Origin of the sequence: Grimontia sp. NTOU-MAR1, assembly GCF_035758505.1 — a bacterium.
GTDB classification, from domain to species: Bacteria; Pseudomonadota; Gammaproteobacteria; order Enterobacterales; family Vibrionaceae; genus Enterovibrio; species Enterovibrio marinus.
The window spans coordinates 3,677,525-3,700,883 of record NZ_CP142108.1 but is presented as its reverse complement, the minus strand read 5'-3'; the positions used below and the strand labels follow the sequence as shown (position 1 = coordinate 3,700,883).

The 23,359-nt window shown below is 47.9% G+C and carries 14 protein-coding genes, 1 tRNA gene and 1 other RNA gene; 6 read left to right on the top strand and 10 right to left on the bottom strand.

What is annotated here, in order from left to right:
• Positions 1 to 44 precede the first annotated feature (44 nt).
• Both VP504_RS17155 and ppsR read right to left on the bottom strand, forming a co-directional pair.
• Positions 45 to 944, bottom strand: a complete 900-nt coding sequence (locus VP504_RS17155) for a LysR family transcriptional regulator (protein ID WP_325892233.1) — start codon at positions 942 to 944, stop codon at positions 45 to 47.
• 77 nt (positions 945 to 1,021) lie between these two features.
• The gene (gene ppsR, locus VP504_RS17150; protein WP_325892232.1) at positions 1,022 to 1,858 is read right to left on the bottom strand and encodes a posphoenolpyruvate synthetase regulatory kinase/phosphorylase PpsR; all 837 of its coding nucleotides are present in this window, start codon (positions 1,856 to 1,858) and stop codon (positions 1,022 to 1,024) included.
• Positions 1,859 to 2,021: 163 nt separating this feature from the next.
• Here ppsR and ppsA point away from each other — a divergent pair, with 163 nt between their 5' ends.
• Positions 2,022 to 4,397: a phosphoenolpyruvate synthase gene (ppsA, locus tag VP504_RS17145; RefSeq protein WP_325892231.1), complete on the top strand. Its 2,376-nt coding sequence runs from the start codon at positions 2,022 to 2,024 to the stop codon at positions 4,395 to 4,397.
• A 79-nt stretch (positions 4,398 to 4,476) separates the two neighbouring features.
• Here ppsA and galE read toward each other — a convergent pair whose 3' ends face one another.
• Positions 4,477 to 5,484, bottom strand: coding sequence for a UDP-glucose 4-epimerase GalE (galE, locus tag VP504_RS17140; protein WP_325892230.1), 1,008 nt, complete (start codon positions 5,482 to 5,484; stop codon positions 4,477 to 4,479).
• A 698-nt stretch (positions 5,485 to 6,182) separates the two neighbouring features.
• On the opposite strand from galE, the gene VP504_RS17135 reads away from it, so the two are divergent.
• On the top strand, positions 6,183 to 6,515 hold the full coding sequence (locus tag VP504_RS17135) for a hypothetical protein (RefSeq protein ID WP_325892229.1): 333 nt from the start codon (positions 6,183 to 6,185) through the stop codon (positions 6,513 to 6,515).
• Between the two features lie 185 nt (positions 6,516 to 6,700).
• Here VP504_RS17135 and VP504_RS17130 read toward each other — a convergent pair.
• The 6 genes from VP504_RS17130 to VP504_RS17105 all read right to left on the bottom strand — a co-directional run bounded on the left by VP504_RS17130 (position 6,701) and on the right by VP504_RS17105 (position 11,858).
• Positions 6,701 to 6,848: non-coding RNA, RtT sRNA (locus VP504_RS17130), on the bottom strand.
• 43 nt (positions 6,849 to 6,891) lie between these two features.
• Positions 6,892 to 6,982, bottom strand: a tRNA-Ser gene (locus tag VP504_RS17125).
• A 171-nt stretch (positions 6,983 to 7,153) separates the two neighbouring features.
• Entirely contained in the window at positions 7,154 to 8,023 is an 870-nt protein-coding gene (gene pstB, locus VP504_RS17120) for a phosphate ABC transporter ATP-binding protein PstB (protein ID WP_046307479.1), read from the bottom strand.
• 10 nt (positions 8,024 to 8,033) lie between these two features.
• Positions 8,034 to 9,335 carry a phosphate ABC transporter permease PstA gene (gene pstA / locus VP504_RS17115; protein ID WP_325892228.1) on the bottom strand — a complete coding sequence of 434 codons (1,302 nt, stop codon included), beginning with the start codon at positions 9,333 to 9,335 and terminating at the stop codon, positions 8,034 to 8,036.
• The gene (gene pstC / locus VP504_RS17110; RefSeq protein WP_325892227.1) at positions 9,328 to 10,710 is read right to left on the bottom strand and encodes a phosphate ABC transporter permease subunit PstC; all 1,383 of its coding nucleotides are present in this window, start codon (positions 10,708 to 10,710) and stop codon (positions 9,328 to 9,330) included. Before pstC ends, pstA begins: the two co-directional genes overlap by 8 nt.
• A 107-nt stretch (positions 10,711 to 10,817) precedes the next feature.
• Positions 10,818 to 11,858, bottom strand: coding sequence for a PstS family phosphate ABC transporter substrate-binding protein (locus tag VP504_RS17105; protein WP_062714752.1), 1,041 nt, complete (start codon positions 11,856 to 11,858; stop codon positions 10,818 to 10,820).
• 401 nt (positions 11,859 to 12,259) lie between these two features.
• Between VP504_RS17105 and VP504_RS17100 the strand changes: the two genes are divergently transcribed.
• Complete coding sequence (locus VP504_RS17100) at positions 12,260 to 12,742, top strand: arsenate reductase/protein-tyrosine-phosphatase family protein (protein WP_325892226.1); 483 nt, start codon at positions 12,260 to 12,262, stop codon at positions 12,740 to 12,742.
• Positions 12,743 to 12,752: 10 nt separating this feature from the next.
• On the opposite strand, the gene VP504_RS17095 is transcribed toward VP504_RS17100, so the two are convergent.
• Positions 12,753 to 13,865, bottom strand: a complete 1,113-nt coding sequence (locus VP504_RS17095; protein WP_325892225.1) for a sensor domain-containing diguanylate cyclase — start codon at positions 13,863 to 13,865, stop codon at positions 12,753 to 12,755.
• Positions 13,866 to 14,205: 340 nt separating this feature from the next.
• Here VP504_RS17095 and VP504_RS17090 point away from each other — a divergent pair, with 340 nt between their 5' ends.
• From VP504_RS17090 to VP504_RS17080, 3 genes are all read left to right on the top strand, one after another.
• Complete coding sequence (locus tag VP504_RS17090) at positions 14,206 to 14,598, top strand: hypothetical protein (RefSeq protein WP_325892224.1); 393 nt, start codon at positions 14,206 to 14,208, stop codon at positions 14,596 to 14,598.
• 70 nt (positions 14,599 to 14,668) lie between these two features.
• A complete protein-coding gene (locus tag VP504_RS17085; RefSeq protein ID WP_325892223.1) occupies positions 14,669 to 22,324 on the top strand; it encodes a polymorphic toxin-type HINT domain-containing protein in 7,656 nt (2,551 codons plus the stop codon).
• Complete coding sequence (locus VP504_RS17080; RefSeq protein ID WP_325892222.1) at positions 22,324 to 22,788, top strand: hypothetical protein; 465 nt, start codon at positions 22,324 to 22,326, stop codon at positions 22,786 to 22,788. The genes VP504_RS17085 and VP504_RS17080 overlap by 1 nt, the downstream gene beginning before the upstream one ends.
• Positions 22,789 to 23,359 lie beyond the last annotated feature (571 nt).

The window sequence follows — 23,359 nt, the reverse complement described above, 5'->3', positions numbered from 1 at the left end:
CCTTTAAATTGAACTCGTCACAATGAGAGGGATTCGTCCATCACTTAAAAGTAATGTGCTATTTCCAGATACCGGTTACGGATATGTTCGATCAACGCCTTCACCTTGGTTGGGGGCTGGCGGGTAAAGGGATACACGGCATAGATTCCGAGTTTCTTGCCCACTTGCTCAGGAAGAATATCAATCAGTGTCCCATCTAACAGATCGTGGTAAACCAAACAGCGTGGCACATAAGCGATACCATAACCGCCCAGTGCCGCTTTGCGAAGTGCGGTAGCATTGTCAGTGGAAAAACTGCCCGAGACTTTGACGATGTAGTTTCCTTTTAATGCCTTGAATTCCCACTCAGATGCACCTGTAGTTTGGTAAGCATATTGGAGGCAATTATGATCAACCAGTGCTTCTGGCGTAGCAGGTTTTCCATGGCAGGCAATATAATCCGGTGAGGCGCAAACTATCCATTGGGAATCAAGGAAATGACGCGCAATCAAGCTCGAATCTTCAAGATATCCGGTACGGATAACCAGATCGTAGCCACCCTCAATCAGATCGACAAATTTGTTGTCGAGCGACATATCGACCGTCAGGCCAGGGTTTTGGTAACAAAACTCTGCCACTGCATCTGCCAGTAGCAAATCACCGGAAATTGTTGGCACTGACATTTTAATATGCCCTGTGATGTTTACGCCAAACCCCACGACAGAATCGACCGCTTCTTGGGTAGCTTGCTTGACGTTTTTAGCCCCCTGCAAGAGGGCTTTTCCTGCTTCTGTCAGTGTGAGCTTGCGAGTAGTGCGGTAGAGGAGTTGAACACCCAACTCTTCCTCTAAACGGGCAACACGTTTGCTGACAACGGAATTTGTCAGGCTGTTTTGTTCTGCTGCCTTACTGAAACTGCCCAACTCAACCACTTGAGAAAATAGGATCAGGTCATCCGCTCGCAAAACATTTACTCACATTCAGAAATAGTGATTCTTATTATTTCCTTTTCTATTAAAAAGTAAACACCTGATTACTGGTATCAGAATAGTCTTCGCTTCATCCCTGTTTTCTCGAGAATCCTTGTCGAGATTTCCTCTACCGAGAGTGAACTGGTATTGATGTAAGGAATCGCTTCTCGGCGGAACAAGGACTCAATAGTCGCAATCTCCTGATGACACTGTTCACTACTGGCGTACTCACTGCCCGACAATCGGTTCTGGCGAATCTGAGTCAAGCGCTCGGGCTCAATGGTTAATCCAAAGAGCTTGTGACGCTGGAACTCAAACTCTGGCAATAAGCGCAGCATTTTCATGTCTTCCGCAATAAAAGGATAGTTCACCACACGAAGACCAAATTGCATGGCCATGTAAAGGCTGGTCGGGGTTTTACCGCTGCGGGAAACACCAAGTAAAATGATGTCAGCTTTATCCAAGTCTTTTAGAGAAATACCGTCATCGTGTGCGAGTGTGTATTCAATCGCTGAAATACGGTCAAAGTAGGTATCCGAGTCTTTACCGACACTCCGGGAACGCTGGAGTTTTGGCTTGGGTTCAATTTGTGTGTCTTCCGCCACACGCTGAACAATGCTTTCCAATACATCATAGAAAAACGCTGGTGCCCGGAGAAGTTGCTCTCGCATAGTCGGAACGACCATAGAAAAGAAAACCAGCGGTTTTACCCCATATTTATCGTGGGATTGTTGGATTTGTTTGACTAAATCTGCCACTTTTTCTTCAGACTCGACAAAAGGGAAGGTTTTCTCGTTTGGGATAAAGGAAAACTGGCCTAAAACAACATGCCCTAACGTCTCGCATGTGATGGCTGTCCCGTCCGAGACATAAAAGACGTCTCGGGTTTGAATTTCTGTGTGCTTCAAAGGTTAATCTGCTCGCAAAATTTATATAGGATACAAACATAACAATAACAAAACCCAGCAGGCTATTAACGCGCCCACAGCTTTGGAATTTTGTGAGGTTTTGAAGCTTAGGGCTCGATGTCTGCATACCCAATAAAAAACTGCATAGTTTCTGGAGAAAGACATGCAAAAGAACACCCTCTGGTTCGATACCCTGTCCATGGATGATGTTGACAAGGTCGGCGGAAAAAATGCTTCACTGGGCGAAATGGTGTCTAACCTCGCTAATGTAGGTGTTTCTGTGCCGAATGGGTTTGCGACCACTTCGTATGCATTCAACCAGTTCCTTGATTACGAAGGATTGGACGATCGCATTCACCAAGTGCTCGATGAACTGGATATTGAAGATGTTGAAGCCCTTCGCAACGCAGGTTCCCAAATTCGTCAATGGGTACTCGATGCCCCCTTCCCTACTGATTTGGAACAAGATATTCGTGACAACTACTCTACACTCGTTGATGGAAACTCGGAGCTTTCTGTCGCTGTTCGATCTTCCGCTACCGCAGAAGATTTGCCGGACGCCTCTTTTGCTGGTCAGCAAGAAACCTTCCTGAACGTTAAAGGCATTGATGCCGTACTTGAGGCAACCAAGCACGTCTTCGCCTCACTGTTTAATGACCGTGCCATTTCTTACCGTGTGCATCAAGGCTTTGATCACCGTGGTATCTCTCTGTCTGCAGGCATTCAGCGCATGGTGCGTTCAGACAAAGCATCATCAGGCGTGATGTTCACGCTCGACACTGAATCAGGCTTCGATCAGGTGGTGTTTATCACTTCCTCATGGGGTCTCGGTGAAATGGTGGTGCAAGGTGCGGTGAACCCTGACGAGTTCTACGTACATAAACCACTGCTGGAAGCGGGTCACCCTGCGGTAGTAAAACGTACTTTCGGCTCCAAGCTGATCAAGATGATTTACGCTGATAGTCAGGTGATTGGTAAGCAAGTTGAAATCATCGATACTTCGGCAGAAGAGCAAAGCCAGTTCTCGCTGAACGATGATGAAATCGCAGAACTAGCCAAACAAGCGATGATCATCGAGAAGCACTACAAACGTCCGATGGACATTGAGTGGGCAAAAGACGGTATCGACGGCAAGCTGTATATCGTTCAGGCGCGCCCAGAAACGGTTTGCTCCCAGAAGCAAGGCAACGTGATTGAGCGTTACGAGCTGAGCGCCAAAGCCGGTGTGTTGGTGGAAGGCCGCGCTATCGGTCAGCGTATCGGCAACGGTAATGTGCGTGTTGTGAAATCACTGGATGAGATGTCACTGGTGCAGGACGGCGATGTGCTGGTCACTGATATGACAGACCCAGACTGGGAACCCGTGATGAAGAAAGCCTCTGCGATTGTTACCAATCGCGGTGGCCGCACTTGTCATGCGGCTATCATTGCCCGTGAACTTGGTATTCCTGCCATTGTCGGTTGTGGCGATGCTACCAGTAAACTGAATGATGGTATGGAAGTGACCATCTCCTGTGCGGAAGGCGAAACAGGCTACGTTTATGAAGGTAAGCTCGACTTTGCCGTCAGCCAAACTGCGGTAGACGAACTGCCAATGCTGCCAACCAAAGTGATGATGAACGTAGGTAACCCGGATCGCGCATTCGACTTCGCTCAGATACCAAATGAAGGCGTCGGTCTTGCCCGTCTTGAATTCATCATCAACAAGATGATTGGTATTCACCCGAAAGCCTTGCTGAACTTCGACGCGCAAAGTGACGAACTGAAAGTAACTATCAGCGAGCGTATCCGTGGTTACAAGGACCCCGTCGATTTCTACGTCAGCAAGCTGACCGAAGGGATTGCGACCATTGGTGCCGCTTTCTGGCCGAAGCGCGTCATCGTGCGTATGTCAGACTTCAAATCGAACGAATACAGTAACCTGATAGGTGGCAGTGAGTTCGAACCACATGAAGAAAACCCAATGCTGGGCTTCCGTGGCGCATCCCGCTATATCTCGCCAGCATTTGAAGATTGCTTTGAATTGGAAACTCAGGCGATCAGTCGCGTACGCAACGAGATGGGTCTGAAGAACGTCGAAATCATGATCCCGTTCGTTCGCACCACAGGTGAAGCAGCAGAAGTGAATGACCTTCTGGCGAAACACAACCTTCGCCGCGGTGAGCAGGGTCTTAAAGTCATTATGATGTGCGAACTGCCATCCAATGCTGTGTTGGCTGAAGACTTCCTGAAGTACTTTGATGGCTTCTCTATTGGTTCAAACGACATGACCCAATTGACGCTGGGCCTTGACCGGGATTCCGGTGATGTCGCGCATCTTTTTGATGAGCGCAACCCGGCAGTGAAAGCCATGCTGAAGATGGCGATTGATGCAGCTACCAAAGCAGGCAAATACGTCGGTATCTGTGGTCAGGGACCTTCGGATCATGATGATTTGGCGCAATGGCTGATGGACCAAGGTATTAGCTCTGTGTCCCTCAACCCGGATACCGTGGTGGATACCTGGATGAAACTGGGCAAGGTTGCTGCCAAGGCCTAATTCATTATTTGGTGGATATAAAAAGCCGCTCATTTGATGAGCGGCTTTTTTACGTAAAAGGGTCAAGTGCCTTCAGCGATTAGTAGCCCTGAGGGTTCTTTGACTGCCAGCGCCATGTATCTTCCACCATGTCAATAAGGGTGTGGGTTGCTTTCCATCCCAGATCTTGCTGCGCTTTTGCAGGATCAGCCCAACACTCTGCAATATCACCCGGGCGACGAGGTGCGATTTGATACGCGATCTCTTTGCCACATGCCTTGCTAAATGCCGCAACCATTTCTAGAACACTCTTGCCGTCGCCGGTTCCGAGGTTGTAGATGTGTAAGCCCGCTTTCTTGCCTACTTTGTCCAACGCAGCAAGGTGACCTTCAGCTAGATCGACGACATGGATATAGTCACGCACACCACTGCCATCGCAGGTTGGGTAGTCGTCACCAAATACAGACAGAAATTCACGACGACCAACCGCCACTTGTGAAATAAACGGCATCAGGTTGTTCGGAATGCCCTGAGGGTCTTCGCCCATCTCACCGGATTTGTGCGAGCCTACTGGGTTAAAGTAGCGAAGCAGCGTGATGCTCCAATCTGGGTTTGCCTTTTGGAAATCAGTCAAACACTCTTCCACCATCAGCTTACTGCGACCATAAGGATTGGTCGCAGACGTTGGGAAATCTTCGCGGATTGGTACAGAGGCAGGATCACCATAAACAGTCGCCGATGAGCTGAAGATCAGCGAGTGAACACCCGCATCTCGCATTGCATCCACCAGCACCAAGGTACCATTGACGTTGTTATCGTAGTATTCCAACGGCTTTTCAACCGACTCACCAACAGCTTTCAAGCCAGCAAAGTGAATCACTGCATCAATGTTTTCTTTTTCGAAAACAGACGTCAGAAAAGCTATGTCACGGATATCGCCCTGATAAAATGTTGGCTTTTTGCCCGTCAGTTTCTCAATACGTCCAAGCACCGCAAGCTTACTATTATGGAGATTGTCGAGAAGAATGGGATTCAGGCCTGCTTCAATCATTTGAACACAGGTATGGCTGCCAATATAGCCAACGCCGCCAGTTACAAGTACGTTCATGTCAAATCTCAATTGGGTTGCGATTTTAGGTTCCGTGCCTAAATTCAAGTACGGTTTTGTTATGTCGACCACTATACCTGAGCATATAGGAAGTGCCAGTGACGCACGCCGAATCAGCTAAAAATCACAGTATCAAACGCAAAATCAGTTGGGTTGCTCGAAATTGGATATATACCGAAACAACCTTAAGATGCAGGATTCAGGTTGTTTCGGTATAACGGACTAGGTGATTTACTTTTTGGGTATAGCCCATCCCTGACGGCCCTCTCATTTGTCTTGGTCTCTTTTTTGAGCTTTTGGTTCATTATTAATATTTCAGGAATAACCTCCCCACCTCCCTTTGATTTATGTGTCATTTAATGGTGGTGAGTTGCTCCCTTCCTATTGAACCCAACTCCCACCTGATCGCTCAGCAGTTTCTAGTGGATGTTTGTCCCTTCCCGTTTAGGGTGCAAGAGTAAAGATCGTCAGCGGCCTCGGTCATCAATACCGTAGGCATTACCTAGCTGTTTCATTGAGAAGCGTCACTGACGTGTTTCTTATCTATTTTTACATCAGTGTTTCAATGTCAAGAAAATCAGCAACCGATCGCACAAAACAGTGATTTTCTAGGCAGTGAGTGAAAACACACCTAACTTACTAGTGAACATTGTCGTTGGGCAGGTTTATTAATTAGCGTTTCTGATGAGGACAATTTGATGAAAAAACAGATTGCCATGTGTGGATTACTTCTCTCCTTTGCCAGCCTCGTAAACAGTGCCGAGGCAGTTAACAGTACTGTAAGCAAAGTCCGTGTTCACACCGAAGTTCGTCCTACAGCTGCTGTTCGGCAGTTTGTGACGATTCAGCTTAATGAGTCTTTAGGAGGTGGCTGCGAGTGGCTATTCTTGAACTCGAAAGATGAGAATGCCGTCAATCAGGTTCTTACCGCGAAAACATCTGGTCATACTATTACCGTTCATTACGACTATTCTGATATAGCACCGTGGCATGTCTACGACACTTGTGCTGTTACTGCTGTGGGTCTCTAATTAACTCTAGCTACGCATAAGAAATAAACTCAATGCCCAAGTCACGATCTCATCGTTTGACGAAGACTACATAATGGATTTTTTATCAATAATTTAGTTTCTTTCTCTTTATATCCAGCGTTTTATTCCAAATACGAAAAAGCCCGCTCATTGAGCGGGCTTAATCTAATTGTAGCGGAGCGAGTAGCAAAGAAAGGCGGGATTTACTCGGTCGCAAGCTCCCTTGCCCTTCGGGCCGTTGCCTACTCGGCTTCGCCGGGCAACGTTGTCTCGCTTCGCTCGGCTGAACCCATAGGGTCTAGGGTTCTGCACCCTATCTCTTGAAAGAGGTAAAAATGCAAAAAGGCCGCTGGTAGTTCAGCGGCCTTTTCTAATGTGGCGGAGAGATAGGGATTTGAACCCTAGATACGCTATTAACGTATGCCGGTTTTCAAGACCGGTGCTTTCAACCACTCAGCCATCTCTCCGTAAGTGCCGCGCATATTACAAAGCCCTCACGAGCTTGTAAAGCCCGAATTTAGTCAAATGCGCTCGTTTGAACAGGGTTTAGACACATTGCACACACTAGCACCAATAAAAGGCGCCAAACAAACAAGGCGAACCGAAGCTCGCCTTGTTTGCATCGTCGCTTTCGTCGATTAGCCGAAGCGGCCACCGATGTAGTCACGTGTCAACTTGTGCTCTGGGTCTTCAAACACACGCGCCGTTTCGTTAACTTCTACCAAGTCACCCAAGTGGAAGTAAGCGGTGCGGTCAGAAACACGCTTCGCCTGAGACATGGAGTGCGTCACCATCACGATACTGAAGTTTTCTTTTAGCTCGCTGATCAGCTCTTCGATGATGCCAGTAGCAATCGGGTCAAGCGCTGAACATGGCTCATCCATCAGGATAACTTCTGGTGCAATCGCGATAGTACGGGCGATACACAGACGCTGCTGCTGACCACCTGAAAGGCCAGTTGCTGGTTGATCAAGGCGGTCTGCCACTTCAGCCCAAAGACCTGCACGGCGCAGCGATTCTTCAATCACGCCATCCAGTTCATCTTTTCCATCCACCAAGCCATGAATGCGGGGACCATAAGCCACATTGTCATAAATAGATTTTGGAAACGGGTTTGGGCGCTGGAATACCATGCCCACCTGTGAACGCAACTCAACGATTTCCTGTTCTTTGGCATAGATGTTATGGCCATCTAGCAGGATTTCACCTTTCACTTCACAACCCGGTACAGTGTCGTTCATCCGGTTCAGACAGCGCAGGAAAGTGGATTTACCACAACCTGAAGGGCCAATCATCGCCAACACCTGTTTCTCACCGATGTCGAGATTAATATTACGAATGGCAGACTTTGCGCCACCTTCATAGCTCACGCTGACATCACGCGCTGTCATGCGTGGAGCTGTGACAAATGGCAGGCCACAGGTCTCTTTTGGCGCCGCGGTTTTTTCAGCCGCCATTTCTTGAGGTATTTGATTCAGTTCACCTGTGTGAGTCATTACGGTTGTCATATCCATACTCCTACCATCTGCGCTCAAGGCGCTTACGCATGATAACGGCACATGCATTCATCAGTGCCAAGAACGCCAGCAATACCATGATCGCGCCTGAGGTGTTCTCAACAAAACCTTTTTCCGGGTTTTCAGCCCAGAGATAAATTTGTACTGGCAGCGCGGTGGCTGCATCTAACGGACCAGAAGGAACGTCCACAATAAACGCCACCATACCGATCATCAGCAGCGGTGCAGTTTCACCCAGCGCCTGCGCCATACCGATAATGGTACCGGTCAGCATGCCTGGCATTGCCAGCGGAAGAACGTGGTGAAGCACCATCTGCATTTTTGAAGCGCCCACCCCCAACGCGGCATCACGCACGGAAGGAGGAACGGCTTTGATTGCAGCGCGGCTAGATATAATGATGGTGGGCAATGTCATCAGGGTCAGCACCAAACCACCAACAACTGGTGCAGATCGTGGCAAGTCAGCCACATTCAGGAACACCGCCAGGCCAAGCAAACCGAACACGATAGATGGCACAGCGGCAAGGTTGTTAATGTTGATTTCAATTAGCTCAGTCGCGCGGTTACGCGGTGCGAACTCTTCAAGATAGATTGCAGCCGCAACACCAATTGGGAAGCTCAATACGAGCGTGACCAGTAAGGTGTAGAACGACCCAACGGTTGCGCCCCAAATACCAGCCAGCTCTGGGTCACGGCTGTCACCATTGGTGAAGAACTTGGTGTTGAAAACGGTGCGAACGCGGTCTTCTTTTTTCAGTTCGTCATACCATTCGATTTGGAGGTTCTTGAACTGACGGCCATCTTCCGGCGTACTCGCTTTGATGTTGCCTTTGTTGTACTGGTTAAAGTTGTCGCCCGCTTGCGCCCAATAGGTGATGGTCTGACCGATCAGGGAAGGATCTGCCATCACTTTGTCACGCAGGTCATATTCCGCGCCATTAGAAATGAAGCTGTAAAGTGCACGGCGCTGTTTGCGGCCATCGACAGAAATCTCATCACGCAGCGCCTGACGAAGCACCTTGCGATAGCTTGCGCCCATCAACACTTTAGGATCGGTTTCGTCACCTTCAATGCCGAGCACTTCCGGTGAAAGGTCTACCGTAAGCTCAATTTCCGTGGTGTAAAACGCGGTGTAGCCTTCCGAAAAGATGGTAGTCATCAAGACAATCAGGAACGCAAACGCCATCGAAATCGAAGCGATACCGTAGAAGCGGAAGCGCTGCTCTTTAGCACGACGACGGGCAACGCCAGCTTTCACTCGCTCGCGTTTGGTTTCGGCCAGTTTTAGTAATTTATCAGTCATACTGCTCTCGATATTTTTTCACGATTCGAAGGGCGACAAAGTTAAGTGCCAATGTCACAACGAACAATGTCAGGCCAAGTGCGAACGCCGCCAAGGTCTTAGGGCTGTCAAACTCTTGGTCACCCACCAGTAGGGTCACGATTTGCACCGTCACTGTGGTCACAGAGTCCAGCGGGTTAGCGGTAAGGTTTGCTGACAAGCCTGCAGCCATTACCACGATCATGGTTTCGCCAATAGCGCGTGAAACGGCGAGCAGCAAGCCACCCACAATCCCCGGAAGTGCAGCTGGCAATACAACTTTACGAATAGTTTCTGAACGCGTTGCGCCCAAGCCAAGTGAACCATCACGAAGAGATTGTGGTACCGCGGTAATCACATCATCAGAAAGTGATGACACAAACGGGATGATCATGACACCCATCACCGCCCCTGCTGCCAATGCACTTTCGGATGAAGTATTGCTAAGGCCGATGGCCTGAGCAACATCACGGATAAACGGCGCCGCAGTCAAAGCGGCAAAGAAGCCATAAACCACGGTTGGGATACCAGCGAGGATTTCCAGAATAGGCTTAACGATGTTACGCACGCGCGGAGAGGCATATTCCGCCAAGTAAATTGCACTCATCAAACCAATAGGCGCCGCAATACACATGGCGATAAAGGAAATCATCAGAGTGCCGGTAAACAGCGGAATGGCACCGAATGCACCACTCGCACCTTGCTGGTCAGCACGCAGGGCAATTTGCGGTGACCATTCTGTCCCAAACAGGAAGTCTGTGACGGGAATAATCTGGAAGAAGCGAATCGCTTCAAACAACACAGAAAGTACGATACCTGCCGTAGTCAGGATGGCCAGTGTTGAACAGAACATGAGGAATATTTGCAGGCATTTTTCCACATAGTGACGTGCTTTCAGCTTTGGACGAACTATTCGCCAACCCACAGCCAACCCCACCAGTGACACTGCCAACACCGCAACCCACCTTAAGGTCAGTCCGATGCTCTGCAGATGTTTGTAATGCTCCGAAGCAGCCAACAAGGCAGGGTCTTCTGTTTTCAATACGCCATTCGCGATATGCACAATTTGGCTATATAGCAGTGTCATGCTCTCGTGTGCTTGAAGCGTCGCTGATGGGAGTTGAGCCATGACCAGAGAATGAACCATGCTGGGTTCAATCGCCTGCCAGATCAGAAGAAGAATCACTGCGGGTACCGCTGCTAAAATCGCAGCAAAAGAACCATAGTAGGCGGGTCGGGAGTGAAGCTTGTTCAAGCCACCTTCAATGGTAGCTACTTCCCGGGAACGTTTTTTGGCGAGTACAAAAGCGCTTATCGCAAACAGCGCTAAAATCACCATCAATGTGGACGTCTGCATCCGTATTCCTTAAATCTCTTTTTACCGAAACCGCTTTTCAATTCGATTTAGATAAATACAGCAAAAGGTGGTGCACCTTAAAAAGTGCACCACCTCGGGTTAGTAACTTACAGGTTTGGTTTCAAATCAACCGCATCGTTACGAACCAGTTTCCAATCACGTGCTGACAGAGGAATCAGGCCACGGTCAGTCAGGTAACCTTCGTCACCAATCGCATCTTCAGAAGTGAAGGCTGTTACATACTCTTTCAGGCCAGGAATCACGTCTGCATGTGCATTTTTCACGTAGAAGTACAGTGAACGTGATACAGGGTAAGAACCGTCACCAATCGCATCAAACGTTGGTACAACACCACCGATTTTCGCGCCCTGAACTTTGTCAGAGTTTTGCTCAAGGAAGCTGTAGCCGAAGATGCCGAATGCGTTAGGGTTCGCGTCGAGCTTCTGTACGATCAGGTTGTCGTTCTCACCCGCTTCGATGAATGCGCCATCTTCACGAATGCCGTGACATACTGCTTTGTACTTCTTCTTGTCTTGCTTCTTCATCGCTTTGAGCTCTGGGTACTGCTTACAGCCACCTTCCATTGCCAGCTCTACGAATGCATCGCGAGTACCAGACGTTGGTGGTGGACCCAGAACTTCAATTTTGGTCGCTGGAAGAGAAGGGTTGACGTCTTTCCAGGTTTTGTTCGGATTTTCGATGAGGTTGCCGTTCGCATCAGGAACGACTTTAGCCAGTGCAGTGAAAAGATCTTTCAGAGTGATATCGAACTGCTCAGACTTTTTAGAGTTAGCGAAAGCGATGCCGTCGTAACCTACTTTGATTTCGGTGATGTCTTTAACGCCGTTCTTTGCACACAGCTCGATTTCAGAGCTTTTGATTTTTCGCGATGCGTTAGTGATGTCTGGGGTGTTTTCACCCACACCTGCACAGAACAGTTTCAGACCGCCGCCCGAACCCGTAGATTCGATTTTCGGTACCGAGAATTCTGAAGTGCGACCAAAGCGTTCCGCTACAACAGTAGCAAAAGGATACACTGTTGAAGAACCAACAATGCTAATGTAGTCACGAGTCGCTGCAGCTGCGTTGTTAGCAGCGAATGCTGACAGGCATACTGTCGATGCCGCAATCAGAGCCTTAAGTTTCACATCAACCTCCAAGTCGATAGTTTTTTGAGTTCAACTGCCAGTGTTCTCACTGACTGTTATTCGATTTCTGATCAAAAACTGCTATCAAAATTAGAGATCGCTTGTGACACTAACCTTAATGAAATGTGAACATTTAATTACAACAGGAAATGTCATTTAACTGAAATATTACTTACACCCATTTTTCATCGCGTTGACACATTTTCTGCCTAGTTTATTTTTGTGCCTACCCCTCTCCGCACCTGTCTTTTCTTGCTGTATTGACTGCGTTATATCGCGGATATTCGCTTGCTGAATGGCACAAAACAGAAGTGCGTGTGCCTAATTCCACGCCTCAAGGCTGCTTGGGCATCGCAACGCAGTGGCTTTAAACATTCCAATAAATAAAAGAGAGTAAAGAAATGGCTCAAACCGCTTCTGCCAGCTCAAATCTAGCTGAAAGCTTCGATTCAACGGCGCTTTCTGAACGTGATTCTCGCTTGAAACACAAACCGTCCGTGCTGTTTCTGTGTGACGGGAAAGAAGGTTATTCACTGGTGGCAGAAGCGATTTTGTCCCACAAGGCAGACAGTCACTTTGATAGCTACAGCGCTTATACCAGCAGCAATTGTGATGTCACTAGCGCCTGCAAAACGCTCAAGCACTACAACATCGCCTGCTCAAATTCGCATTTCCGGCCTATTGAAGCTTATCACCAAAACAATGTGGATTACTTGATTGCGTTAACCCCTGCATCCGTTCAATCGGGCAAAGTCCTACCAAAATATGAGAAGTTCATCCCATGGGATATTACTGAAGGTGGGGAGTCTAGCGATCAGCAGAAAGCCATTAAATACATCAACGACCAGATAAACTATTTTCTTTCTGTTTATCTGTATCGTTGAGTGGTGCAAGTTAGTGGGTAATTGACGTGATGGTAACAGGACGTTTGGAGGCCGAAATTGCGCAGTTACGCCCCTTGGCTTTCGCCTCTGCCAACGCGTTATGTGCAAGGTTGATCAGTTTGTCTACGGCACGGTCATAAGGAATTTGCTTTTCGCTATCACTCCGGAAAGCGCAGAAGCCAATGCTGATAGTTATCGGCTTATTGTCTATCGCACACAGGGCAACACCTTCTGACATACGTTCGCACACTTTCACCACTTCTGACTGAAGCGTGTCTGGCAGCCAAACAAGGAATTTCTGACCACTGTAGCGCGCTACATAGTCATAATTTCGCACCGCCTGACGAAGGGCTGTCGCCACCCCTTTTAGGATGCGATCGCCCTCTTCATGGCCATACTTTTCATTGATCGCACGGAAAGAATCTATGTCCAGCAGCGCAATCGCACCTTCACCATCACGTCGGATCAACTGATTGAGTTCACGATATAAGTAGTCAAATAAGGCCTGGCGGCTTGGTAACTCTGTCAGTAAATCCACCTCTTGCAAGTTTTCCAACCGCTGATGGAGTTGACGGTAAGATTCGTGAGCACCGTTGAGCTCTTCGCGGTATTCCTCGTTTTCCAACTTCAGCTCCAGAATTCCCGCCAACAGAGTCAGGATGCCATCATTGTCCAGATGCTGACTGCCATCTGCATCAGCGACAACACTTAACGTGCCCCAAACAATTCCGCCGTAGTGTATTGCCACCCCCCAATAGGCAGTCGGAAGGCGGTTTACGCCCCGGTGACCGGAAAGTTTCTCGTGCTTTCGGGTATCCGGCGCCATCAGTGGCTTTGACATACCCGCCGTTACACTGCAAAACGTGCTGCCAAGCGCGACAACATCCCCCGCTTTTTTCGCAACCACATTGCCATTCGAATAGCATTCGACCACCTCCAACTCGACGTTATCGATGCGGGAAAGGCAAGCGGTGTCAGCATCAAATTGCCACGCCGCAATTTGAAGCAGTTCCTTCACCCATTCCGAAAATTCTAAGTCTTTGCGACGGGTAAGGTGTTGGATACGACCAACAATACTGGTTTGCAAAACAGATATTTCGGGATCAGAAGCATGAGATGACATGGCGGTACCTTGTTCAATAGCCCTATAGAAACAAATAGCACAATCAGGCTCATTGGTCTGATTATCTAACTATTGCCACGCTTTCTTGCAAATAAAATGAAATGAACAGCGTTCTTTACAATAGTGTATACAAAATTTTCATACAGATAGCGTATGGAGCACATCTCAACACATTGATTCATTGTTAAAAATATCGACAGTTACCCATTACCTACCCTAAAACTCACCTCAGAAATCATCTAACGTTGCCTTTAGTCGTTTAACTACGAAGGGCGGTAGCGTTTTTATTTTTTACGCTATTAACATTGAGCCCTCACCCGACATACTCATTAGGTAGCCAATGAATAAAACACACATCTATGCGGCTACCGGTGTTGCTCTGCTTGTCAGCGTTATTGGCTTTGTATCTATTTCTTCTGCTCCAACACCACATTCATCGCTTCTAGTTGAAAGTGAGACACAAGGTGTCACACCTGAAAGTGAAGTGGACGTGGATACACCTGCCAAAAAACTGCTCAGCGACGATGCAGAGTACCCAACACCGGTTGTTCAGCTTCAACAAACATTAACGTACGGAATCGTCAATGCCGACGCCCCTTCTCTCCCCATTCTCAAGGGAGATTTGGAATCGTTTGCCCAGAGCAACATTGATGACTCACAACAAGTCCCTGATGAGCTGGCAAACCTCAAAGCAAGGCTTAACGCGTTAAAGCAAATATCAAACTCCCAATAGCCATTGGGACAAGAAACACTGTTTCCAATTTCCACCTCTCCTCTTTAAAAATAAAAATCAGGTAGTAGATATGGATATCTGTTCGTCTGCAGTGGGTACATCGAAGAGCACATCAATCGCATCAAAATGGCTGACAGGCGTTTTCACCGCCTTGACGATATTCAGCCTGCCAACGCCCACCTTGGCGCTGACACCCAGCGGTGGCGAAACCGCCGTGTTGTCCGGTGACTTTTCTGTTTCTGGCGGTGAGGCGACTTATTCCCTTCCTATCTCTGTCTCTCCCGGCCGTGCAGGTCATCAGCCTCAACTTTCCCTTGAATACCGCAGTGATGGCCCTAATGGCTATTTGGGGATGGGTTGGTCAGTCGGTGGCTTATCCGCCATTACACGTTGTGGAAAAAACTTAGCCACGGACGGACGTTGGGGAGGCGTACAGTTTAACGCTGATGATAGATATTGCTTAGATGGCAAACGCCTGATTGCCATCACGGGTAAAGATGGTGGAAATCTTGCAGAGTACCGCTTGAAAGAGAACGGTTATTCAAAAGTCATTTCTTACGGCGCAGCAGGAAGCGGCCCTGCATTTTTTAAAGTGTGGACCAAAAACGGCTCTGTTTACGAGTACGGTGCGACTCAAGACTCACAGGCACAATTACCCGGTCAGGCTCATGTCTACAAATGGGCGCTGAACAAAATTACCGATATCACAGGCAAAAACAGCATCACTTTCCATTACTCCGAGCAGGCTTCTGGCAGCGACCAAAAAATCGCATCCATTGACTATGTCGGCGGGAAAGTTGTTTTTAGTTATGAAGGTAGAACGGATACAAGAAGTTACTACCTTGGCGGAAGTCTTCTGACCAGAAACCAAAGGCTGAAAACGGTGACTGTTTATCAAAGCGATAAAGTGACTGAGGTCGGGAGCTATTCGCTCGAATATGATAACGATTCGTCAATTTTTAGCTTCTTGAATCGAATCCGCTATTGCACCCCATCCTCTTGCGCAACAGACATCACATTTAGTTCTCTGTTCCGCACCAATCTAAAGGGGTATCAACCAACAGAAACTGACTACAAACAGATTCTGTTTACCGACAAAAATCGAGACGGCCAATTGGAGCAGTATGGTGTCATCGCCAAGCACAGTAACGGCCAAGTTAACATTCGCGATCAAAATGGCACTGGACACAATAATGTAAAGTCTTTTTCTACGGTAGGCTCGTTGAATGCCCCTTCTCTCGCACTTAATCAATGCGAAAAAAATGTTGGTGGCAGTTATGCAAAAGCTGGAAATGGCACGCTAACCGCCTACTGTAAGTTCACATCCTGTGACGTGAGCAATGGATATTGTTCAATTGGCTCCAAGGGTCAGAATGCAGGCGACTTTAGTGGTACTGGGAAAGAAACACTGGTAACTGGCTGGTCTGTCATAGACATCAACGGTGATGGGCTTGACGACAAACATAACTTTGATGACCCAAATGGAGGATTTAAGTACCAAATTACTGGAGGGCCTAGTGGTGCGCTTAGTGGTGTGCCTACTTCAAGCTCGACTAGCTTCACTGGTACTGTTAGCTATGGTGTTGTCACTTCCAACTCTAGTGACGGCTATGGTGTTGTTACCTCAACCTCTAGCGACGGCTATAGTGTTGTCACTTCCAGCTCTAGTGCCGCATATAGCCAGCCAGTCGACTTTGCCGACATCAACAATGACGGGTATCTGGATGTTGTTATGCGTGGCCGTGGTTCAAGTAAGCTCTACGTCTACTTTTTCAATGGCTTAAACTATCTCAGTCCCCAAACGATAAACTTGGAGACCAACTCTCCGAAACTATCTCTCTATTTTCATGACACTGATAGAGACGGCTATCCTGAGCTTTTCTTCGAGGGGAAACAATACAAAAACAACAAAGGCACAATCGATCCAAATTCAGGGACAAAGGTCTACGAAAAGGAAGATGCCCTTCAGTTTGTTGATGTAAACGGTGATGGTTACTCAGACACCATCATCACACCAAAAGATGGAAACGCTAAGATCCAACGTGGTTATCCGTATTCCAACAAAATTACTTCTATTCAAGAAGCTGGTGTTGATTACAGCATCTCCTACAAATTCGCCGCAGACATCTCTGTACACAAACAGGTTCGCTACTACCAATACCCCTACCTCAACACAACACCTCGTCGCTTCTTGGTGTCAGGGTACAGCAAGTCACCCGAGGGCTATTCACCCACCACTTACAGCTATGTCTACGAAGGTGCCCGCTCGCACTACAAAGGTTATGGGTTCTTAGGTTTTAACAAAATCACCCGCACCGAAAACGCAGCAATTAAAACCGTGACAACGACGACGTATGAGGTGAATGACGGCATTAAAGCGGGTAAGCCACTCTCTATTATTGAAACCCGCAATGACAAAAAAGTTAGCGAACAGAGTTTCGACTACCAACTGGTGACTAAACAAGGCTATGGTGCCAAGTATTACCAAATCTATGCCAACACGATTACCACACAGGCCTTTGACCTCGCCAGTCCAGCCGACAATCCGGTGGTAAAAAGAAAAGAAGTCACGACCCGTACACTCGACCATTTCGGCAATGTGCTGAATGAAACCAATACCATCACCAGTGGGATTGATGGCGGTGGGCATTTCTACACCTCCACCGCGAACCAGTATCTCTCTACCGGGGTGAACAGTAATCACCAGATTTACGACATTTCTTCCGTCCAGAATATCGAGAACTTCGAAGCGACGCTTTCCACCTTTAAAGCGGGCCTTGGCCGCTACTGTGGGACAGATGGCAAGCTCTACTTCAAACCCAATGACCACATCGTCATTATTCACGGGGAGGTCGATACCCCTATCGTCCTTCAGCGTTACAACAGCTACTACCGTTACGATGCCTCCGGTTCATCGACAGATTTAGATGGCCTGACCACGGTAACCGGAAATCTGGTCGGCATTACTGCCGCGCAATTTAATGCGGCTTCCCCTACCTCGTGCGGTAGCTATGTGTACAGTGACATCGATGGTGACGGGAAATCTGAGTTTGGTACCACCACCTCCAGCCGCACAGAGTTGGTGTCAGAGACAGCGGAAAACTATTGGAAGATAGGCGCACTCAACCTCTCCACCACGGTGATTGAAGACAAAACAACCAACGACAAACGCGCCGTTGAAAATAGCTTTGAGTACAACGACGACAAATTGCTGATGAGCAATACCACCCGTGCCTCAGAGTACGGGACGTCCGATGCGATTTCTTCCGCCAAGTCTCTCACCAACAGTTTTAAATATGATGATTACGGCAATGTCACCGAAACCAAGGTGACAGGCACAGGCATTGCCCATCCTCGCATGTCGACCACGGCCTATGACGCCAATGGGTTGTTCCCCACCTCACAAAGCAATGCCAAGGGTCATACAACGTCCCTCGCCTATTACCCGAATGGTTTGATGAAACAATCGGTGAGCCCACTGGCGGGACGTACCATGGGCTACGCCTATGACGCCTTCCAACGCTTGAAATCCGAAACCCGTCCGGGCACCAGCAACGTCATCAAGCACGTTTATAAACTGGGGGATGCCTGTACCGCTGCCACAGCACAAACCGTCTCCTGTGTGGAAACCAGTGCGCCTGACCGTGGTAAAGCGGTGACGCATTTTGACTACGCAGGCCGTGAAATCCGCTCACTCCATCAGGGCTTCAATGGTGAATGGATTGTGCAGGACAACACTTGGGATAAAAGCGGCCGCAAAGTCTCAGCCACCCGTCCGCGCTTCCTGACAGACAATGCCGTTTCCATCGTGAACTTCAAATACGATGAATTGCACCGTGAAATTGAAAAGGACGAGCCAGCCGCCACCGCCGGTCAGCGTGCCGTGTTCAAAACCCAATACACAGGCTTTGTGACTGAGCTGACAGATGCCCGCACTTACCAACACAGCACCACCCAAAACGTGCTGGGGCATATTCTGCGAAAAGACGAGCCAGACGGCGCTTACCAGACCTACACCTACTACCCGGATGGCAAGCTCAAAGACACCACAGATTCATCCGGCAACGTGACCACGATTGGCTATGACTCACTCGGTCACCGTAAAAGCCTTGACGACCCGGATATGGGCGTGTGGGGCTACACCTATAATGCGCTGGGCGAACTCAGTGAAAAAACGGATGCGAACGGGGTAAAAACCACCCTTAGCTATGATGCGCTGGGTCGTAAAACCTCAGAGCGCAGTGACAAAAACAATCAGGTCAATCTCATGTCGTGGGAATACGACGGCAATGGAAAACCCGGCACCCTCACCACTGTGGGTGGTAACGGACTGACCACCGACTACTACTACAACAACAATGGCCTGCTGTCAGAAGTTGCGAAAAAGACCCTTGGCGAGAAATTCAGCTCACACTATTTCTATGACGACTATGAGCGTGTTAATCAGGAAGTGCGACCAAACGGGATAGATACCTCTCCCTTATCCCGCCCTAACGCACTCAACCGGGGAGACAAACCGGAAGACAGACTGGTGTTGCAATACATCTACAACCCCAACGGTTATATGTCTGCCGTGCGTAGCCCGAAAAACTACGCCGATGAAGTGTTCACCAGTGCGAGCTTCCGCGCTGAAATTAAACAATTGCTCGACCAAGCCATTGCACTTGCCAATACCTACCTAGAGCGGGCTGAAAAATACGCAGCACAGGAAAGCTTCTTTAAAGGAAAAGCGGCTGAATACAACCAAAAAACCGTCAATGTCCACACGTTGGATAGCTCCTCAGCTGCGATGCTGGCGGGTGGTTACCGCTTTAAACAATGGTGCAACGCTAACAAGGTGTGTTACCTCCGTCCCGGCACCTGGGTCATGCTGCATGATGATGTCGTCACCCCGATTGATGTGACGCTGGATGGCGACATTTACCGCATCGAATCCACCCTTGAAAGCAGTACAGCAGGCAAGCGTAACTACACCACCACTGTGCACAAAGTCTCTGAGGCAGAATTTAACAGCGCCGCACTGACTGCGGCTCATGACTTTATCCTCACCGACTATGACAAGAACGGCCAACCAGACCTGATGTCCACCAAGGATATTTATGTTGCGCAGGCCGATGCTGAAACGCAGGAAGAGTTGCTGTTCACTGCCGAAGACCTTGATAAGGCGGCCAGCATCGCGGGTAGCCGATACCAGTTCTATACCCATCTGGCGACGGCGTTGATTTCGCTCTCTGAAGATGTGGCTGAGTTTTCCGGCATTTACTGTGAAATGGCGAATCAGTTAGGCGGTGATTTAACGACCGCACAACGCCAGAAATGTACCAATAATTTACATGACCAACACTACAAGGAAGACAGTCAGGCAGAACAACTGGATACCATTCTGACACAATCAAAAATGGAAGAAGGTGCAGACGCCTATATCTACTACTGGCAGCGTCGTGAAACCGATGCGTGGAACCACACCCTCACTGAAATGCTGGGTAATGGTTTGGTCAACACCTATAAACACAATGCGAGAACGGGTCGCCCTGACCATATCACCACCCATATCGCCTCGGGTCTGTTTGACCAACGGATTAAGAAATCGTCGGCACAATTGCTGCGTCATATCGAATACACCTACGACAATCACGACAATGTGAAGATGCGGTATGACCGCATTCTGGGTATTCAAGACACCTTCGAATACGACGGGCTGGATCGCGTCACCAGAAACAACGTCACCCTTGATTCGTTAGACGACTATCTGGGTGCCACCCCTGATTTTGCCGGACTCCATACCGTGCAATATGACAAATTGGGCAACATCAAGCAGCGCTCTGAAATCGGCGCCTACACCTATAGCGGTTTGCAGGCGGGCCCACATGCGGTCACACAGGCTAATGGTCTGACTTACCAGTATGACGAAGTCGGTAACATGGTCAGCGCCAAAGCCGTGGCAGGCACAGACAATGCCTTGGAACGTGAACTGGAATGGAACGAATTCAACAAACCGACCAAAATCACGCGCAATGGCAAAACGGTTAACTTCAAGTATGACGCTAACCACAGCCGCTACCTGAAAACCAACAGTGATGGCGTGGAAACCTTCTACTTCGATAAGGTGTATGAACGGGTTAAAGACACAACGACAGGTAACGTTGAGCATAAGCACTTTGTGTATGCGGATGGGAAGTTAATTTCACTGGTTGTGCATGAGCGTGACAGCGCCCAGAAACTACTCAATAAGAAAACCCAATACCTCCACTATGATGCGCTTGAATCGGTGGACATGATCACCGATGGCTATGGCGTGATTAGTGCTAATGGTATTGAAGAGCGGTTTGCAAGAGACCGTCTGGTGGTTGAGCGTCGCAGCTACAGCGTATGGGGTAAGCAGCGGGAAATCATCTGGAACGCGAATAAGAGCCCAACGCTCGTCGAGACTGCGGTCAGCACCAACCGCGGCTATACCGGCCATGAGCAGATCGAGGAAGTCGGTCTGACCCATATGAATGGGCGGGTTTATGATGAGGAGCTGGGGCGGTTTACGAGTGCCGATCCTTTAGTGGAAGCCCCGTTCATTACCAATAGTTTTAACCGATACACTTACGTACGGAACAACCCTCTCAAATACAGAGATCCATCTGGATTCTGTATTTGTGATTATCCTTCTGATATGTCGCCATCTGGGGAAGACAAACCCAGCAAGCCAAGCGGACCGGATAATGGCAATGACAAAGACCCCTACGTCCCACCAGAGAGCCCTGAGAATCCTCATAACCCTGGAGGTGGGGAGGGGGGAAGTTCTAATGAGACCCCAGGAGAGGAACCCGAGCCAGAAGAGGAAACCAGTTGGTGGGATGATATTGTTGATGTTGTAGCTACAACTGTAGAATTTGCGTATGACATGTCTCCGGTATCGACTGCTGTTGATGTTGTCACTGGTGTAGCTGGAGCTCTAAACGCCGTTGCAGAGGGGGACTATACTGGCGCTGCTGGTATCATGGGCGACACAGCAGTTGGTGTAGTCACCAGAAAATTCAAAGGCGTAAAGAAAGTAGTCGATAAAATTACGTGCCCCAATTCATTTATCGCTGGCACTCTCATAGCGACCTCTACGGGAGCTGTTGCCATCGAAACCATAAACAGTGGTGACACGGTTCTTGCCCGAAATGACAACGGTTCAGGCATTGTCAGTAGTAAACCTGTAATAGAACGTACTCAATCAGACCATGAATTTATTATCTATTTGGAAATCAAAGGGCCAAATGGAAAAGAGTTCATCATCACAACCAAAGAGCATCCATTCTGGGTCAAAGGCGAAGGCTGGACAGAGGTCGCTGACTTAAAAGAAACGGACGTTCTTTCTGACATTTCCGGCAATGACATTGAGCTATTGAGTATCAATGTTGTTCAGGAAGCGCAGACTATGTACGACCTTGATGTTCTGGGGTTAGATACCTTTGCAGTTGGAGAAAATCAGGTATGGGTGCATAATTGTGATGGCCCCAAGGGGACGAGGGGCAATAAAAAGGAAATCAGGAAAAAACCAGGTTCATTAGGACAAAATAAAGGGACTGATGCTCTTAGAAGAGAGAATAAAATGCCTAGAGACGCAGCTAAAGCAGCAGGATTAAATAAAGATCAACAGAAGAAGCTGCATAATGAAATATCTGGACAAGGCTATGATTATGAGACAATAAGAGAAATAGCCCAAGAAATTAAAGATGGTAAATTATAATGATAGGCGAGATAGAAAAAATAATAGAAAATAAGTTGTGTGGCTCTGTTGTATATGGAAAAGGGACAGGTTCCATTATAAGCATAGGATTTGGAGATAAGATAAAAAGAAAAGTCCCACTGCGAAATGATCAGCTAACAGAAGAATCCAAAAACTATACTTTTGAGCTAGAACTCATCATATATTGTTGCTGGAGAATAAGAACATCAGATAGTATAATCTTAGGATGGCGAGATGCTCTTTGTGATGACAAAATGAAAGAAATAAATACGCTATCAAAAAGAAAAGTAACAGGAGTTAAAATAGACCCTTCAACATATGACATTAAAATTGAATTTAGTGGGGACTTATTTTTAGAAATAATGTGTGACATAACAAATGACTTTGATAGCGATGATAATTATATATTCTACACAAAAAGTAATACATACGCTGTTGGAATAAATAGTAGCTATTTAAAATGAACTACTGGGACATATATGGACGCTCTCTCAACGTCAAGCCAAACAGCTCTTGTCGTTTCGCATAGCGAGACGATATTTACGTTCTTTTTACCACTGTGTTCAGCGTTGATGCTCTGGTTTTCATTCCCCTTAAGGGAAGGTCAGTACTGACATATATCCAGGCTCGTTTCTTTGAGTAGAATGAGGCGATTTTCTCGCCTCGGCCTCTAATGAGTTCCGTACCTGACCGCCTTCAACAGACACTCGGGCTTGATGCCCTTGTCCCGAACAGGCTTGAACCAGGTAGGGAAAAACTACTGGGACAGACACCGTAAGAAAAATCTAATCACTCTTATATCAACAACTCATTGATATAATGTTGAATTTATCAGAAAGACGCTCAGAAGTGGCTACAGACGAGATTCCGCGTCAATCTAAGCCAAATATGCAAATTTCAAAAAGCACAATAACAGGCAATAGCCTGTTGGTTGTTAGCGTTTGAGTTGAGGAAGAAAGTTAGCCGTCAGGCAGTCTAAACCCTGATAGTCGCTTTCGGTTTAAATGAGGTAGCGCTGCTTTAATCGCTCGGCTG